Annotated in this window: 15 protein-coding genes; 3 read left to right on the forward strand and 12 right to left on the reverse strand. The window is 42.8% G+C overall.

The features are described from left to right. Positions 1-12: 12 nt before the first annotated feature. Genes ACRYKC_RS17585 through hpaE form a run of 4 tightly spaced genes read right to left on the reverse strand, consistent with a single transcriptional unit; the run spans position 13 to position 4,512 of the window. On the reverse strand, positions 13-471 hold the full coding sequence (locus ACRYKC_RS17585; protein ID WP_433808715.1) for a flavin reductase family protein: 459 nt from the start codon (positions 469-471) through the stop codon (positions 13-15). A gap of 30 nt (positions 472-501) precedes the next feature. Further along, complete coding sequence (hpaD, locus tag ACRYKC_RS17590; protein ID WP_433808717.1) at positions 502-1,482, reverse strand: 3,4-dihydroxyphenylacetate 2,3-dioxygenase; 981 nt, start codon at positions 1,480-1,482, stop codon at positions 502-504. A 12-nt stretch (positions 1,483-1,494) separates the two neighbouring features. Beyond that, positions 1,495-2,970, reverse strand: coding sequence for a 4-hydroxyphenylacetate 3-monooxygenase, oxygenase component (gene hpaB, locus ACRYKC_RS17595; protein WP_433808719.1), 1,476 nt, complete (start codon positions 2,968-2,970; stop codon positions 1,495-1,497). Between the two features lie 18 nt (positions 2,971-2,988). Then, on the reverse strand, positions 2,989-4,512 hold the full coding sequence (gene hpaE / locus ACRYKC_RS17600; RefSeq protein WP_433808721.1) for a 5-carboxymethyl-2-hydroxymuconate semialdehyde dehydrogenase: 1,524 nt from the start codon (positions 4,510-4,512) through the stop codon (positions 2,989-2,991). Between the two features lie 191 nt (positions 4,513-4,703). Here hpaE and ACRYKC_RS17605 point away from each other — a divergent pair, with 191 nt between their 5' ends. From ACRYKC_RS17605 to ACRYKC_RS17615, 3 genes are all read left to right on the forward strand, one after another. Next, positions 4,704-5,618 carry a LysR family transcriptional regulator gene (locus ACRYKC_RS17605; protein ID WP_433808723.1) on the forward strand — a complete coding sequence of 305 codons (915 nt, stop codon included), beginning with the start codon at positions 4,704-4,706 and terminating at the stop codon, positions 5,616-5,618. A 619-nt stretch (positions 5,619-6,237) separates the two neighbouring features. Then, on the forward strand, positions 6,238-6,702 hold the full coding sequence (locus ACRYKC_RS17610; RefSeq protein ID WP_433808725.1) for a GyrI-like domain-containing protein: 465 nt from the start codon (positions 6,238-6,240) through the stop codon (positions 6,700-6,702). A gap of 65 nt (positions 6,703-6,767) precedes the next feature. Next, positions 6,768-7,139 carry a VOC family protein gene (locus ACRYKC_RS17615; RefSeq protein WP_433808727.1) on the forward strand — a complete coding sequence of 124 codons (372 nt, stop codon included), beginning with the start codon at positions 6,768-6,770 and terminating at the stop codon, positions 7,137-7,139. A 134-nt stretch (positions 7,140-7,273) separates the two neighbouring features. On the opposite strand, the gene ACRYKC_RS17620 is transcribed toward ACRYKC_RS17615, so the two are convergent. The 8 genes from ACRYKC_RS17620 to nhaC form a co-directional block, all read right to left on the reverse strand. Further along, on the reverse strand, positions 7,274-8,866 hold the full coding sequence (locus ACRYKC_RS17620) for a sodium:solute symporter family protein (RefSeq protein ID WP_433808729.1): 1,593 nt from the start codon (positions 8,864-8,866) through the stop codon (positions 7,274-7,276). Next, positions 8,863-8,982: a symporter small accessory protein gene (locus ACRYKC_RS17625; RefSeq protein WP_433808731.1), complete on the reverse strand. Its 120-nt coding sequence runs from the start codon at positions 8,980-8,982 to the stop codon at positions 8,863-8,865. The genes ACRYKC_RS17620 and ACRYKC_RS17625 overlap by 4 nt, the downstream gene beginning before the upstream one ends. A gap of 28 nt (positions 8,983-9,010) precedes the next feature. Continuing rightward, positions 9,011-10,450, reverse strand: a complete 1,440-nt coding sequence (locus tag ACRYKC_RS17630; protein WP_433808970.1) for an aldehyde dehydrogenase family protein — start codon at positions 10,448-10,450, stop codon at positions 9,011-9,013. A gap of 85 nt (positions 10,451-10,535) precedes the next feature. Next, positions 10,536-10,916 (reverse strand): 5-carboxymethyl-2-hydroxymuconate Delta-isomerase, encoded by a 381-nt coding sequence (locus ACRYKC_RS17635; RefSeq protein ID WP_433808733.1) that lies wholly within the window; start codon positions 10,914-10,916, stop codon positions 10,536-10,538. Positions 10,917-10,934: 18 nt separating this feature from the next. Further along, a complete protein-coding gene (locus ACRYKC_RS17640; protein ID WP_433808735.1) occupies positions 10,935-11,681 on the reverse strand; it encodes a fumarylacetoacetate hydrolase family protein in 747 nt (248 codons plus the stop codon). Beyond that, positions 11,678-12,466 carry a fumarylacetoacetate hydrolase family protein gene (locus ACRYKC_RS17645; RefSeq protein WP_433808737.1) on the reverse strand — a complete coding sequence of 263 codons (789 nt, stop codon included), beginning with the start codon at positions 12,464-12,466 and terminating at the stop codon, positions 11,678-11,680. Before ACRYKC_RS17645 ends, ACRYKC_RS17640 begins: the two co-directional genes overlap by 4 nt. Before the next feature lie 313 nt (positions 12,467-12,779). Then, the gene (locus tag ACRYKC_RS17650) at positions 12,780-13,640 is read right to left on the reverse strand and encodes a CE1 family esterase (protein ID WP_433808739.1); all 861 of its coding nucleotides are present in this window, start codon (positions 13,638-13,640) and stop codon (positions 12,780-12,782) included. A gap of 24 nt (positions 13,641-13,664) precedes the next feature. Then, positions 13,665-15,095, reverse strand: coding sequence for a Na+/H+ antiporter NhaC (gene nhaC, locus ACRYKC_RS17655; protein WP_433808741.1), 1,431 nt, complete (start codon positions 15,093-15,095; stop codon positions 13,665-13,667). Positions 15,096-15,142 lie beyond the last annotated feature (47 nt).

Below are 15,142 nucleotides of genomic sequence, written 5' to 3' on the forward strand. Positions count from 1 at the left end.
CCTCCTCCTTCGTTATGTCATTTGCATGTATTTACCTTCATAAAACGCAAGTGGTTCCCCATCTTGAACATTCAGGTTGATCACTTCTCCCACGTACAACGTATGGTCCCCTGCTTCATGAGCTTCATAGACGTTGCAAGCAAGACTGACAAGTGAATTTTCAATGACCGGAAGCCCCTCAAACGTTTCAAATTCTACATGTTGATTTTCTTTAATCTGCCCGGCGAAAATCATCGACATTTCTTTTTGATCTCCAGAGAGAATATTGACGGTGAATTTGTTTGCCTTTTGAATCACTTCATTCATTTTGGCTCTCTTATCGATAGAAATAAGGATAAGCTTGGGATCAAGGGAAACCGACATAAACGCATTGGCTGTCATTCCGTGAACCTGGCCATCAACTTCTGAAGCAATAACCGTTACCCCTGTCGCAAACTTGCCCATGGCTGTTCTGAACATACGATCGTCCATCATGATCACCTCTAGTTAATTTTTTCTTGATCAAGTTACAAAAGTTGGCTTCCGTTTCTTCAGTTTCGGCTCATTAAGCGTTACTTTTTCATTCGAATGAACATCAAGGACTTCTGATGCTTCATCAAACCAGCTGTCAGGGGCTTTATGACCCCAGAACGTCTGACGCATCGGGTCATCCAAATCCCAGCGAACCGGTTTGAAATCAGGGTCACTTGTCAAATAGTCTCCATTATAAAGCTCAATACGGTGTCCGTCCGGATCCCTTAAGTAGAGGAACATTGCATTAGATAATCCGTGCCGTCCAGGTCCTCGTTCAATCGCTGGGCCGTACCCCATAGAAGCAAGCACATCGCAGCCGTCAATCAAGTTCATAGGATCCTTCAGCCAAAAACCAATATGGTGAAGTCGCGGTCCCAGTCCATTCATGTAAGCTACATCATGAACACTTGGTTTACGGTGCAGCCAAGCCGCCCATATTTTCTTTTCTTCCCCTTCTGTATATTCAGAGCAGGCGAAGCCTAATTGATTAATATAGTGGTCATACGCTTTTTCCACATCCGGAACCATGCAGTTGAAATGATCGATCCGCTGCACTTTAGCCCCTTTGTGGTAGTGATATTTTTGGATCATTCGTTCAGCTTGATCCATTTCCGCATAGTACTCCACAGGCAGTCCGGAAACATCTTGAATTCTCAGCGCACGCCCGACAGCTTCTTGTGAGCTCGCCTCCATCCACTTGACTTCGGTGCCCTGCCCATCATAAAAGGCAGCTAATTGATCTAAATCTTTCTCAGATCTTACTTTATAACTAATGACCTCTACAGCTGGTTTTTCTCTTTTTTTCAGTAAAAGACTATGGTGATTATGCTCTTCAAGCCCTCTGAAGAATATCTGTTCATCATCTGAAGCAGTTTCGATGAAACCAAGAGCTTCGTAAAAAGCTCTTGATCTCTCTAGATCTGTGACATGTAAAACAGCACGGCCGGCACGAATGATATCAAAATCCATCTTCTTCACTCCTTATACGCTTGTATAGTTTGGTTTGGAAGTTTTTACTTTTTTCAAAAAGTCCTGGACGTAGTCTTTATATGGCTCTTTATTGAACTGTTCAAAGTAGGTCATACCCATTTTCACCGGGTCCCCAAAGAAGTAATATTCATAGTGTGTCTGTCTGCTGCCAAAGGCACTCATCGTCAGATCCCAGGCGAGACGGAAGAGTTTCACACGTTCATAGCCTTCAAGATTCTTAGACTGCAGCGCACGGTTGACTAGCGGACCAATCTCCTCGTGATGGAAATCCTCTTCTGTTGGAATACCCATCAGTCCGGAAGCTCCTAGAATACGGAGGATTTCGACAAGACGCGGATACATTCTTGGATACCAGTTTCTAGCTGCATTCAGGGCTTCAAAGTCAGGTGTCATTGTTCCCCATTTATCCAGCTTGGCATTGTGCTCGGCTTTGAAGAGGTGGGATTTCATCGTTTCAAGCACGAGCATGATTTCCGTTCCTTTATCCTGAACGTGCTGGAACTTGTCGATTCCGATCGACTCCATCAGATTAAGAACAACTCCAAGCAGGAATTCCGTTTTGACCACGTTTTTCGCTACGACCTGATGGGACATGTGCACAACAGCATTCGTTTCTGTAAAAGTACGGTTACAAATGGAAGAGTTTCCACAAACAAAGACCTTACCCCACGGTACAAATACGTTGTCAAAATAAACAATTGCGTCGCCCTCTTCAAAACGGCTGCTCAATGGGTGATCCCACGTGTTTTTACCATAATCAAAGGATTCACGGCTGATGAACTTAAGCCCTGGAGTATTGTTCGGTACCACAAATGCAAGAGAATAAGGGTCGTCAAGCTCGCCAGCTTTTTTAACTGTAGATGGGAATACAAGAATCTCATCGGTAATACCGCCTTGAGTGGCAAGTAGGCGAGCACCATCAACAATGATTCCATCCGAGCGTTTTTCAACAAGGTGGAGCGCTACATTTGCATCCTTTTGCTCGTGCTGCGCTTTTTGACGGTTCACTTGTGGGTGGATCAACGTGTGAGTCAAGCTGATGTCATTTTCTCGTGCATAGTCATAATAATTTTTGGCATTCTCCGCAAACATCGGGTCATCTTCACCAAATAAGTCGTAGGCTACACCCATAGCCATTACTTCTGCATTCAAATAATCAGGTGAGCGTCCCATCAGACCTCCGGAAAGGCGCGCCCATTCCTGGATTGCTTCTCTCCGCTTAACCAAATCATCGATCGTTTCCGGGCGGTAAAACGTCATTCCTACTTTGTCACCTGTTTGAGGAGAGGTGTAGAGCATTTTCTCCGGCTTTTCATATTGAAGGTCATATAAATCTGCCATCGATTGAACGACATTTTTGAAAGCTGGATGAGTTGTCGGGTCCTCGACACGTTCTCCGTGAATATAGATATTATTTTTAGCATTCTTTAACTTCTCTTTATACTGAGCTCCTGTTTTTGCGGGCATAAATAAATTCCTCCTTGGTTATTTTTTTCCGAATTGAGGGATACGATGTTCTCCCAGCGCTACATGAATGATTTGCACTTCTGTATAAAATTCAAAAGCATAATGACCGCCTTCACGTCCAATTCCACTGTGCTTGGAACCGCCGAATGGCGTCCTTAGATCCCGTACATTTTGAGAATTGATCCACAACATCCCAGAATCAATCGCCTGCGCAACGCGGTGGCCTCGCTGAAGATCTTTAGTCCAAACATAGCCAGCTAGTCCGTAGCGAACATTATTCGCATGCTCAATGACTTCCGCTTCACCTTTAAAGGTCATCACAGCGATCACCGGGCCAAAGATCTCTTCCTGTACCACTCTCATTGACGTATCTGCGTTAAGAAGTAAAGTTGGAGCAACAAAATTACCTCGGGCGTGCTCTTCTGGAACAGATCCACTGATGACCTGACAGCCTTCTTCTTTCGCAAGTTCTAAATAACTTTTCACACTTTCATAGTGTTTCGTGTGAATCAAAGGTCCGACTTGTGTGTCTTCTTTCATCGGGTCGCCTACCACAATGTTTTTGACTCGATCTTTCAGAGCTGCAATAAAATCAGCAGCGATGTCCTCATGAACATACAATCGTGAGTTGGCGGTACAGCGTTCTCCGTTAAAGGAGAAGATTCCCCAGGTACAGGCATCGATTGCCCGCTCAAAATCTGCATCATCAAACACAATGATTGGTGATTTTCCACCTAATTCCATAGAAAAACGCTTCAACGTATCAGCGCCATTTTTCATAATTTCAGAACCTGTCGTCGTTTCTCCTGTAAAAGAAATTAACTCCACATCTTCATGAGCCACCAATGACGCACCAGCTGTCTCCCCATAGCCATGAACGACGTTAAAGACACCGTCAGGGAGACCGGCTTTATCAATAATTTCAGCTAATCGATTGGCTGTAAGCGGGGACCATTCTGCAGGTTTTAACACCACTGTATTTCCTGTAGCCAGTGCCGGCGCAATTTTCCATGTCTCAAGCATGAACGGCGCGTTCCAAGGTGTGATTAGCCCAGCTACACCTAAAGGCTTATGAATCGTGTAGTTGAGAAACTCATCATCCACCTGATACGCATCTCCGACTAGACGACTCTTCACCATCTCCGCGTAGAACCTGAAATTGTGTGCAGCGCGTGCGACCATTTTCTTCGTCTGGCTGATTGGAAGGCCTGTATCGTAGGATTCAAGAGGAGCAATTTCATCGATATGCTCATCAATTAAATCTGCAATTTTATAAATGTAGCTTAACCGTTCATTTTGTGAGAGGCTTCCCCATTCTCCTTTGAAGGCTTTCCTTGCTGCTTTCACCGCTTTGTCTATATCACCTTCTGCTCCTGAAGCGACCTTGTTGATCTTTTCATTAGTAAAAGGGTTATAATTATCGAATTGCTCATGACTTTCTGCATCTACAAAAGCTCCATCAATGTAAAGTTGAATGTCTTTCACTTCTTTGATCACACGTTTTCCTGCTTCGTTAATATCAGATAAAGTAAGTTCACTCATGCTTATCCTCCTCTTTGATAGCGCTTTCTTTTTTGTCCAAAAAAAAATAATTCATGCCCTCGGACTTAATTTGCAAATATTCGCTAAAGTTTGTATATTCAAATTATCCCATAGGCCAATCTATATTAAAAATATCTATAATATCTATATTGCATATGATTTTCATATACATATGAAACGGAGGTAAGACAGTGGATATTAAGCAATTACGATACTTTCGTACAGTTGCTGAAGAAGGCCAAGTAACGAAAGCAGCCAAAAAACTCCATATGGCTCAGCCTCCTCTCAGCCAGCAAATCAAACTGATGGAGGAAGAACTTGAACTGAAGTTGTTTGACCGCCATGGTCGTAAGCTTGAATTGACGAGTGCAGGAGAAGTGCTCTATCAGAAAGCAGGACAAATTCTCAACGATTTAGAAGAAACACTTGTAGAAGTTAAAGAAACAAATGAAGGAATTACAGGTACCCTTCATATCGGTTCTAACAAATCATGCTTTTCCTCTTTGACAGGTCCCTTAAATCAATTAAGACAGCAATACCCAAACCTAACCTACCAGCTTAGAGAAGGCGATACCTACTTTCTGGCTGAATGCATTCGAAGACGAGAAATCGAAATGGCGGTTGTCCGTCTTCCTATTGAACGGGATGAATTTGAAATGGTCCCTCTTCCTTCCGAACCTTACGTGCTCGTAACACCAAAATCCTGGGACTTGTTTCCTTCGGCAGCTAAAGAAGTCGAGGTTGAAGATTTGAAAGATCTTCCGTTAATGCTGTTACATCGTATCAGCGGAATGGGGCAATTTGAATTAATTGTAGATGAATGCAGAAAGCACGGATTTGACCCTGATGTTATTTGTGAATGCCCTGATGCTACGATGCTGTTATCACTCGTGGCTAATGGTGTGGGAGCAACCATTGTTCCACGCTCTACTTTGGAAGCGTTTTCGTTTTCTAATATTGAGAGCTATGAGTTTAGAAATGCTGATATTGAAGCGAAGGCTGTGGTGATCTGGCATAAAGACCGGTATCTGACGAAGGCTTCCAGAAGGTTGCTGCGATTGTTTGAAGTAAATATGACTGATTTAGAAAAACTTGTTCAACTATAAATAAAAACTCCCCCTCCTATTTCTGAAGACTTCAATCAGACTGTTTCCGTTATCTATTATCAGTAAAGGTGAGAGTGGAAATTGCTCGCTTTCCGCGGGGATGACGGCAAGCCTCCTCGGTTTTACAAACCTGTGGGGTCTTGCCAGCCATACCATTCCCGCAGGAGTCTCCCAATTTCCCCTCTCACCTTATGTTTAATTGATTAAACGGAAACGCGATCATAGAGGAATAATGGCCCTCTCTTTTTATTCACTCTGGAAGTAACTAGTTTAATCCTATAGAAAAGATACGTTTCTATTGTTGAAGGTAATTCAATATAACCGTCTCTCTGTGGATATTTATAAATAATTCTAATGGGTTCGTAAGGATTATGACGCGAGTGTCTGGGCGATGCAGCTAGACGAGTCGTTTCCCGCCAACGCCCAAACTCTATATTATTAACGCCCCCCCCACTTAATTTGAAGATAATCCTTCAAATTACTGCTATTAAGCGAAATAACTCCTAACACAGTTAATCGACAACATCATTTTACAAAATTCTTAAATTAAAAAGGAAAATATATCCTCTTCATGGAAGTGAACTTATAGGATTTAAATACCATTTTGGAGGCTGGGTAGATGGAAAAGATTAATCCCATTACGATATCTGGGGTAAAAGAAATAGAAAAAAAGAAATTAGTAGGCTTTCGCGTCGTTAGTGAAGATATGGCGGGTTATAGCAAGGAAATTCCCAAAGCTTCAATGTTATTAGACCGTCGCAAAGGTGAGATCAAGAACCTTGTGGAGCCCGTTAAGCTTATCGGCGCTTTTAAAGTGGCTGAGACCTTTAACGAAGACGATGGCTATTGGGTTTGTTATGAAGTTGAGAGTTTTGAAGATATCCCTGATGGAATTCCAGAAGAAAAATATGCCGTCCTTCATTTCAGGGGACATGCATCGGAAATTTTCCGTGTTTATGAACATTTACATCAATGGATAGACGAGACTGGATATAAACGATCCCCAGAAAAATGGACGCTTGAGATCTATTCTAAGTGGACAGAAAATGAAGATCATGTAGACCTTTGCGACCCCATTTATTAATAATCTAAAGCACGGTTTTCCAGGGGAAGCAAGCAGATCACAAAGTATTTTAGGAGGTTATCGATATGAACAAAAGTCCAATCAAAAACAAAGTCAATTTAGTCTTTATACCAGTAAGTGATATTGAAAAATCAAAAGAATGGTATTCCAGAATGCTAGGAATAGAAGATGGTGAGATTCATTTTGATCATCTATTCGTTGCAGATATGGATGGAGCCGGGATGATACTTGATACAATGCCGATGTGGAGAGATGAAAACGGAGAACTTCCACGCTTAAACGTCCCTGCTGTGCAATTCGGTACAGAGGATATCCACCAGTCCTACCAATTTATGAAAGAAAATGGCGTAGAACTTGTAACAGAAGTCCAGCACGACAAATTTTTTGTCTTTAAGGATCCAGACGGGAATATGCTTATGGTGTGTGAGGATAATTAGATATAAACGTTTTTCTTTTGGTAACGATTTATACTTTATAAATAAGCCTTGTTCAGGGCTTCACCCAGCATTTTTAATTTTACCATGTAAAAAGAACTTCCCCATCGTTGGGAAGTTCTTTTTTATCCCGTATTTTAGCGCACGTTTACTCTTTCCGTTTGGATGTCTTCCTGTTCAACTTGTCTATGCGAAGTGAACAAACTTACCGTTATAAACACAATAGTTGATAGAGGGAGCGCATAGAATAATGGATCTACATGGGTCCATGGATAAGCAAGAAGATAGCCTTTTCCAAAAAGGGCTTCCGAAAGACCAAAGGCTACAGATTGCTTTTCATGCAAAAATAAGAACCCGAACATGCTGACTCCGAAACCAGTAATAATGCTGTAAACCGCTCCTGCACGTGAAGCTTTCTTCCAATAAAACGCCCCAACTAATGCAGGCAGGAAACCGGCTGCGCAAATTCCAAACCAGAACGCGGTTGCCTGAGCGATGACTCCTCCCGGTAAAAGGTAAGCCAGGATGACTGAGAGTATGACACCAACGATGACACCAAGGCGAGCGGGGCTGATGACATTTCCTAACACCGATCGGATCCCTAATGTTTTCAGGATATCTTCTCCAAACGCACTCGCCTGCACGTGGATGAGAGAGCTTACGGTGGAAATTGTCGCTGACAGGAGAGTAAGCGTAAATACATAGATGAACCATCCAGGCATCAGTGTGTTGATGAATTTTGGAATGACAAGGTCAGGATTTCCGCCCGCTACGCTAATCGAAAGTTGTCCGGCCGTTTCCATAAAATAAACATTGCTGAGCGGTCCGATCATGTAAGCTGCCCCTGTCATGAAAAAGATAAAGATTCCGCCGACAAGAACAGAACGATAAAGAGCGCGGTCATTGTTTACAGTCATACAACGCATGGCTAATTGCGGCTGTGCAAGAACTCCGATACCGACGCCCATGATAATCGTGCTGACGAGTGTCCACCACATAGGTGAGCCTAATTCAGGCATGCTTGTCCATCCTTGATGCCCCTGGGAGGCGAGGGAGTCCGGAACCATCGATTTAAGAGAGGCTAACGCCTGGTGTCCATCCACGATGCCCCCTACCGCTTGATAGCTGGCAAATAAAAAAATAGCCATACCGATGAGCATGATCACCGCAGCGAACGCGTCGGTATACATGACGGCCTTGATGCCCCCACCAATAACATAAAGAGCAATTATTACGGCAAGGATCAGTAATGCTGCGTTAAAGTTCATCGACAGGGTTTCCTGCAGGAAGCGTCCCCCGCCTATTAACACGATACTTGTATAAGCAGGCATAAAGATAAAGATGACAATACCTGAGAAGACCGTGATGAACTTCGAATCATAGTGTTTTCCTAATAAAGAAGGAAAAGTCGTGGCATCTAGTTTCAGAGAAAGCCTCCGAATCTTTTTACCAAAAACTGCGAAAGCTACAAAAATTCCTAGGACGATATTTAAAAAAGCGAGCCACAATAGACTTAATCCATAGATAGAAGCAACTCCGCCAAAACCAACCATAGCTGAGGTGCTGATAAAGGTGGCACCATAGGATAATGCCATAACAATCGGATTGATGTTTCTTCCGCCTACGAGATAATCAGCTTCAGAAGTCGTCTTTTTATAACCGTAATACGCTAGTAGTGACATCACACCAATATAAGCAAGACATAAAGGAATTAATACAGAAAGATTCACTCTTCCTCACCTTCCCCTCGATTCCACATCACTGCTCCATAGAAGACACAGCCAACCGCAGAAAGAACCGTTGCTACCCAGACAAATGCAATAGAAGCACCATCGATCCCTAACATATTTGCCCTCCTTAAGATTTTCTAGAATCTAACAATGATTGCGATTAAAAACGACAAGTTTCATCTGTGACATCTCTTCAAACGAATATTTAACCCCTTCTTTGCCTGTTCCGCTTTCTTTTACTCCCCCATAAGGCATGTTATCGACACGGAATGTTGGAATATCATTAATAATCACACCTCCTGCCTCCAGCGAATCAGTAGCATCAAGAGCTGTAGATATATGGTTAGTGTAAAGCCCAGCCTGCAGCCCAAACCTTGAGTCGTTCACTTTTTCAATCCCTTCCTCAACGGAAGTGATCTTATCAATGATGACAATCGGCGCAAAAACTTCTTGGCAGGAGACTTTCATATCAGACTTTACGTTTAACAAAACCGTCGGTAATAAAGCTTGCCCTTCATTCGTTCCACCGGCGGCAATGGTTGCGCCACCCTGAACGGCTTCTTCAATCCAATCGAGAGCACGAGTTACATCAGACTCTGAAATGAGAGAAGAGACATCCGTTTCCTCATTCAAAGGATCACCGATGACGAGCTGCTTTGTTCTCTCCACAAACCGGTCTACAAAAAGATCATACTGTTCTTCGTGTACGTAAACCCTCTGTAGGGAAATGCACACTTGTCCCTGAAAACTGAAGGCGCCTGTCACACAGCGGGAAATAATCGGTTCAATATCGATATCTTTATCCAGGATGACAGCTGCATTGGATCCTAATTCAAGCGTCACCTTTTTCAGTCCGGCTTTGCTGCGGATTTCTTTTCCAACTTCAGGACTTCCAGTAAAGGTGACCATCTTTACTCTGTCATCTTCTACGATTCTATTGCCTACTACTCTCCCTTTACCTGTCACTACATTGAAAACTCCGCTCGGCAGGCCCGCTTCCTCCAGCAATTCTGCAAGAAAATAAGCGGACAATGGCGTTTGGGAGGCTGGTTTTAATACGATTGTATTACCTGCAGCAATCGCAGGACCTACTTTGTGAGCTACTAGATTCATTGGAAAGTTAAAGGGTGTAATTGCACCTATTACGCCAAGAGGTTCATATTTTGTGTAGCCGCTGCGGTTCTCTCCCCCTTTTGTCGCCTCTAGAGAAACGACTTCTCCATGACTTTGCTTCACTTCCTCTGCAGAGAATTTGTAGGTTTGGACGGTCCGCTCCACTTCTGCTCTCGCAGTTGAAATAGGCTTAGCCGCCTCTAAAGCAATCAGGCGAGCTGCTTCCTCTCTTCTGGAATCTAATAGTGACGAAAGCTTTTCTAGAATTGCTGCTCGTTTATAAGCGGGTAGTTTTCTCATCTTCTTTTGAGCTTCAGTAGCTGCTGTGATGGCTTGATCAACTTCTTCTTCAGAAGCTGATGCTATTTTACAAAGTAATTCTTTGCTATAAGGAGACCTCAGTTCTTCATACTGGCTAGCCTCCTGCCATTTGCCGTCGATAAAAAGATCTCTACGTCTCAATGAATCCACTACAGTCAATGATTGTTCCTCCTTTTAAAGAAAACGCTTACAAAAATCAAAAAAAGAAGACCTTTGTTCCGGCCCTCTACAACTTTTATTTAAACCGGCTATGGATATTATTGTGTTTATAGGTTTTATGTTGGAATTCTACTAGTTCAAGCGATAGAGCTAAGTATTTTTCTTCAAAGATGGAAGAGAAGTGTTCTTTCATCACCTGAAATAATTCTTCACAGGTTCTTTGCTTCGTTTCTTCGCTTCTGCCTTTTCCTATTTTTAATGTTGTATGAACAAACGCATCGTCTTCTTTCCCATCAGCAATATGATAATCAATAACTTTATGGGCTCTTACGCGAATTCCACCAATTGGATAGGTGTCCCCACGTTCTACTAACACCTTACTGATTTTTTTAAGCAGACTTTGTATATCTGTATGAGGTGTTAAGTTATCGGTGTATTCTACAATTACATGTGGCACGACTATTCCCCCTTTAAGTTAGCTTCTCTCATCAGTAATTGTATTAACAAGACGGCCTAAGCCTTCAATTTCGGTAATGACCTCATCTCCCACTTTTGTATCGACGGTCCCTTTTGGCGTTCCTGTCAAAATCAGGTCACCTGGATTTAGTGTCATAAAGCTGCTTAAATATTCAATGAGTACGGGAATATCAAAAATCATATCCCTGGTTGAGCCTTCCTGAACAAGCTCCCCATTGACATACGTACGTAAAGCAAGATTCATAGGATCTTTAACATCCGCGGCATCGACCAACCAAGGTCCGATCGGTGTGCAATGATCCCGGTTTTTGACTCGCAAATTTGGTCGATAATAGTTCTCTAAGTAATCACGTATGGCATAATCATTGGCAATCGTATAACCGGTAATATAACTATACGCGTCCTCTTTTTTGACGTTCTTTGCCTGACGTCCAATGACGACTGCAAGTTCACACTCATAATGCATGTTTGTCACATCAGCTGGACGATAGGTTTTACCACGGTGACCGACAAAAGTATTCGGTCCCTTTAAAAAGACAAGCGGCTCTTCTGGTGCATTAAAAGAAAGCTCACTCGCATGATCAAAATAATTCAATCCAAGTGCAAAACTTGTCTGCGGCTCTACAGGCGGCAGCCAAACCACTTCTTCTTCCGACACCTGATAACCATTATCCAGTTGAACACCTTCAGAAAGTTCCGTTGCCTTATAAATTCCACCTTGAAAGGCTACCCGTGCCGTCTTCATGACTTCATCCCTCCTACACGTACTTCTTTTTCCACTATGTTTTCAAGAACTCCAACTTGCTCAATTTCGATCTGGATTTGATCCCCATCTTTTACACGGGGAGGGTTTTCTGGAATACCAACAAGCAGCGTATCGCCTTTTTCAAGTGTCATAAATTCTGTAACATCGGCTAGCAGCTGCGGAACCGAGCGAACTAGGTTCCCCGTATGGTTTTCTTGCTTGCATTCCCCATTCACATAGACACGAATTACCAGATTGTCAGGGGTTGAAACGGCATCACGTTCTATGATCCATGGACCTGCAGGGCAGAACCCATCGCGTGCTTTATGCTTCACCGCCGGTCTAAATACGCTTTCATGAGGAACGCTAATATCATTAACAATGGTATAACCTTCAATATAGTGCAGTGCTTCTTCCTCGCTGACCCGAGAAGCTTTTTCCCCGATCACCAATGCAAGACAGGCTCCGACTTCAAGCTCTGCAGCATCTGCTGGCATAGGAATAGAAGTTTGATGACCAGTAATGGTGTTTTTAGGTTTGATATAGAGAATGGGAGCTTTTGGAGGAGATTTGTAGGGATCTTGTTGTAAGGCGTCTCCCATTTGGTCTAGAGCACCTTGATAGTTTAATAATGTACCGTAAACCGTTCCTGAAATAGGGGCCTCCCAGGAATGATCGGATAGGTCAATATTTTTTCCATTCCATTGGGCTGTTCTTTCATTTGGTTGGACGTCTATTTCCTGCATCTGCAATCTACCGCTAAATTTAGCTTTCGCTTTGGGCATGTGATTCACTCCTTCTAGTGATGGCCGCGTTATTCTGCAAAATATTCGCAATTATCATGTAATTACAAAGTAACACTCGATCTTTCATATATAAAATATTGATTATGTTCGTTTAACATACGAAAAAAATATACTACTGATTTGACAGGTAAGAAATCTAACTTAAAAGATGTCGCTCCTTCAGTTAGAGAAAGGTTATCTGAGAAAAAGACTCGCTTTCCACTTCCGATAATCGAAGCCTTTTCAGGTTTGCCTTCCGAGGTCTCCATACCCTAGTTATCCAGCAAAAAAAGGAGCCGAAATGGCTCCTTTTTCACTTTTGAAATTTTATTAAATGGTCAAACAGTATTTTTGTCGCGTCCAGCTGGGCGGAAACCTTTCCTGTTAACGAAGACGCTTGCGACAACGGTCCTCCAGGCCAAGTGTGTCCTCCACCTTCAATCGAATAAAACACGACCTTTTCTTCTTCTTTTCGAAGATAGACGTTTTTCATAACGAAGAATTCTTCGTCTACACTGACCCGCTCCTGATGTTTTGTTACATCAGCCCCCCACGATTTTGCAAAAAATTCAACTGTTTCATCTGCTGAGAGTAGCTGATCAATCATGTATGTAGAGTCATAGTGACCGTCAAAGGGAACGAGCTTATCATCAGTACCCATTATGAAAAGCATCGGCATGGGGTTGTTCCATTGAACATTCTCAGCCAAATCTTTTACCATAGGGCCGGAAACTCCTCCCACTCCGGCAAAAACATCCTGGCATTCAAGACCAAGTCTTAAACTGAAGGCCGAACCGTTGGAGAACCCCGTGGCAACAATCTTCCTTTCGTCCACTGGATACCTTTGTTTCAACCAATCAATTAGTTCCAATACAAACCCCACGTCATTGATCTTATGCTGATAGGCAGTATTTTTTTCTCTGCCTTCATTCCATTGCTTTGTCATCCGGTCTGAAGGATCAAAATGGACCGCATCTGGAAAGACAGTCATAATCTGATGCTCTTCCGCAAGCTTGTGAAATCCTGTAATTTTCATATGATGCCTTGCGCTGCTGCCGGCACCGTGGAAACAAAAAACAACTGGAAGTGACTGCTCGATTTTTTCAGGTGCACTGTAATAAAACGACCGCTCTCTTTTTTCAAATGTTATCGTTTGTGGTCCAAAAACTTCCACGATGATCTTCCTTTTCTTTTTGTATTAGTGACTCCCTGTTCCTGAAGAAGCCCTCTGTTCTTCAAATTCTACTACATCTTCTGTGGCTAATGGAGTTAACGTAAATCCGGTATATCCATAAATGATGGCGATAATTGGAGAAATAAAACAGATAAACGAGAATGGAATATAACCGATTCCGACGTTTAACGTTGTCATAATAAATGCCCCCGTCACTCCCCATGGAATTAATGGGTGAATGAGAGTTCCCGCATCTTCAAGGGTCCGGGACATATTCTTCGGATGAAGGTTCGTCTGTTCATAACTCTCCTCAAGCATTTGCCCTGGAAGGATGATGGACAAATACTGTTCCCCTACAACGACATTGATGCCTAAACAAGACAGAACCGTTGAGGTAATGACGTTGCCACGGCTTCGTAAAAATCTCTTCAACCCTGCAATAATGGCATGAGCTAAGCCAATCTCCCGTATAATACCCCCGAATGAAAGCGCTATCAAAATTAACGATACACCAAATAGCATACTATCTAATCCACCGAGAGACAATAAGTTGTCAATCGCTTCTACTCCTGTATCCGCTGTGTATCCGAAGTGTGCCGTGTTCATAATCGTACCTAACGAAACCCCTGGAACTGTATAGAAGGTAGTCAAAACTGCTGCCACCAAACCGATAATTAAGGACGGTATTGGACTGACTTTTCTAAAGGCCAAAATAATGATTAGTAGAGGGGATATTAGCGTAACTGGTGTCAGCATAAATTCATTATTCAATGTCGTCATCATCGATTCTACTTTTCCTACATCAGCCGCACCTCGACTAGAAAAGAAACCAATTGCGGCAAAAATCCCTAGAGTAAGAATTAAGCTTGGAATTGTTGTCCAAAGCATATGGCGGATATGCTGAAAGATATCGACTTTAGCTGTTGCTGCAGCCAAGTTTGTCGTATCAGATAAAGGGGACAATTTATCTCCAAACAATGCACCGCTCACAATAGCCCCGGCGGTTACAGCTGGAGAAATCGACATCCCATAGGCCACACCCATCAATGCAATCCCGATCGTACTGATGGCACTCCAGGAGCTTCCTGTCATCGTTGCTACTACGGCTGTAATAATCACCGCACTGACTAAAAAGATGGAGGGAGATAATACTTGCAGACCGTAGTATGTAATGGTTTGAACAGTTCCATTCAATACCCAGACGCCTACAGTAATTCCGATCAAGCTCAAAATAATGATGGCCGGAACACCGTACGAGACTCCTCTTGTCATAGCTTTTTCTAACTCTTTCCACCGATAACCCAGTTTTAGTCCATACAGGGTAACGATGATCGCGGCAGTGACGATTGGAATGTGAGGCGCTGTTCCGTAGACTAAGATGCTGACACCAAGGATGGCAATGATAATAAGAATAATGAGACTCGACATGAGAAACGAAGGCATTCTTTTATCCATGTAATTCCCCTCTCTAGATTAATTGAAAAATTTCTATCGTGCTCGTT

The sequence above is a fragment of the Halobacillus sp. A1-3 genome (assembly GCF_050971765.1).
Taxonomy (GTDB): domain Bacteria; phylum Bacillota; class Bacilli; order Bacillales; family Halobacillaceae; genus Halobacillus; species Halobacillus mangrovi_B.

Coding starts and splice junctions, on each gene's coding strand:
- ACRYKC_RS17625 (WP_433808731.1), bottom strand. CDS start 8,982: ATGTTAGGGATCGATGGTGCTTCTATTGCATTTGTCTGGGTAGCAACG.
- ACRYKC_RS17615 (WP_433808727.1), top strand. CDS start 6,768: ATGAACAAAAGTCCAATCAAAAACAAAGTCAATTTAGTCTTTATACCA.
- ACRYKC_RS17640 (WP_433808735.1), bottom strand. CDS start 11,681: ATGAAGACGGCACGGGTAGCCTTTCAAGGTGGAATTTATAAGGCAACG.
- nhaC (WP_433808741.1), bottom strand. CDS start 15,095: ATGGATAAAAGAATGCCTTCGTTTCTCATGTCGAGTCTCATTATTCTT.
- hpaB (WP_433808719.1), bottom strand. CDS start 2,970: ATGCCCGCAAAAACAGGAGCTCAGTATAAAGAGAAGTTAAAGAATGCT.
- ACRYKC_RS17585 (WP_433808715.1), bottom strand. CDS start 471: ATGGACGATCGTATGTTCAGAACAGCCATGGGCAAGTTTGCGACAGGG.
- hpaE (WP_433808721.1), bottom strand. CDS start 4,512: ATGAGTGAACTTACTTTATCTGATATTAACGAAGCAGGAAAACGTGTG.
- hpaD (WP_433808717.1), bottom strand. CDS start 1,482: ATGGATTTTGATATCATTCGTGCCGGCCGTGCTGTTTTACATGTCACA.
- ACRYKC_RS17645 (WP_433808737.1), bottom strand. CDS start 12,466: ATGCCCAAAGCGAAAGCTAAATTTAGCGGTAGATTGCAGATGCAGGAA.
- ACRYKC_RS17610 (WP_433808725.1), top strand. CDS start 6,238: ATGGAAAAGATTAATCCCATTACGATATCTGGGGTAAAAGAAATAGAA.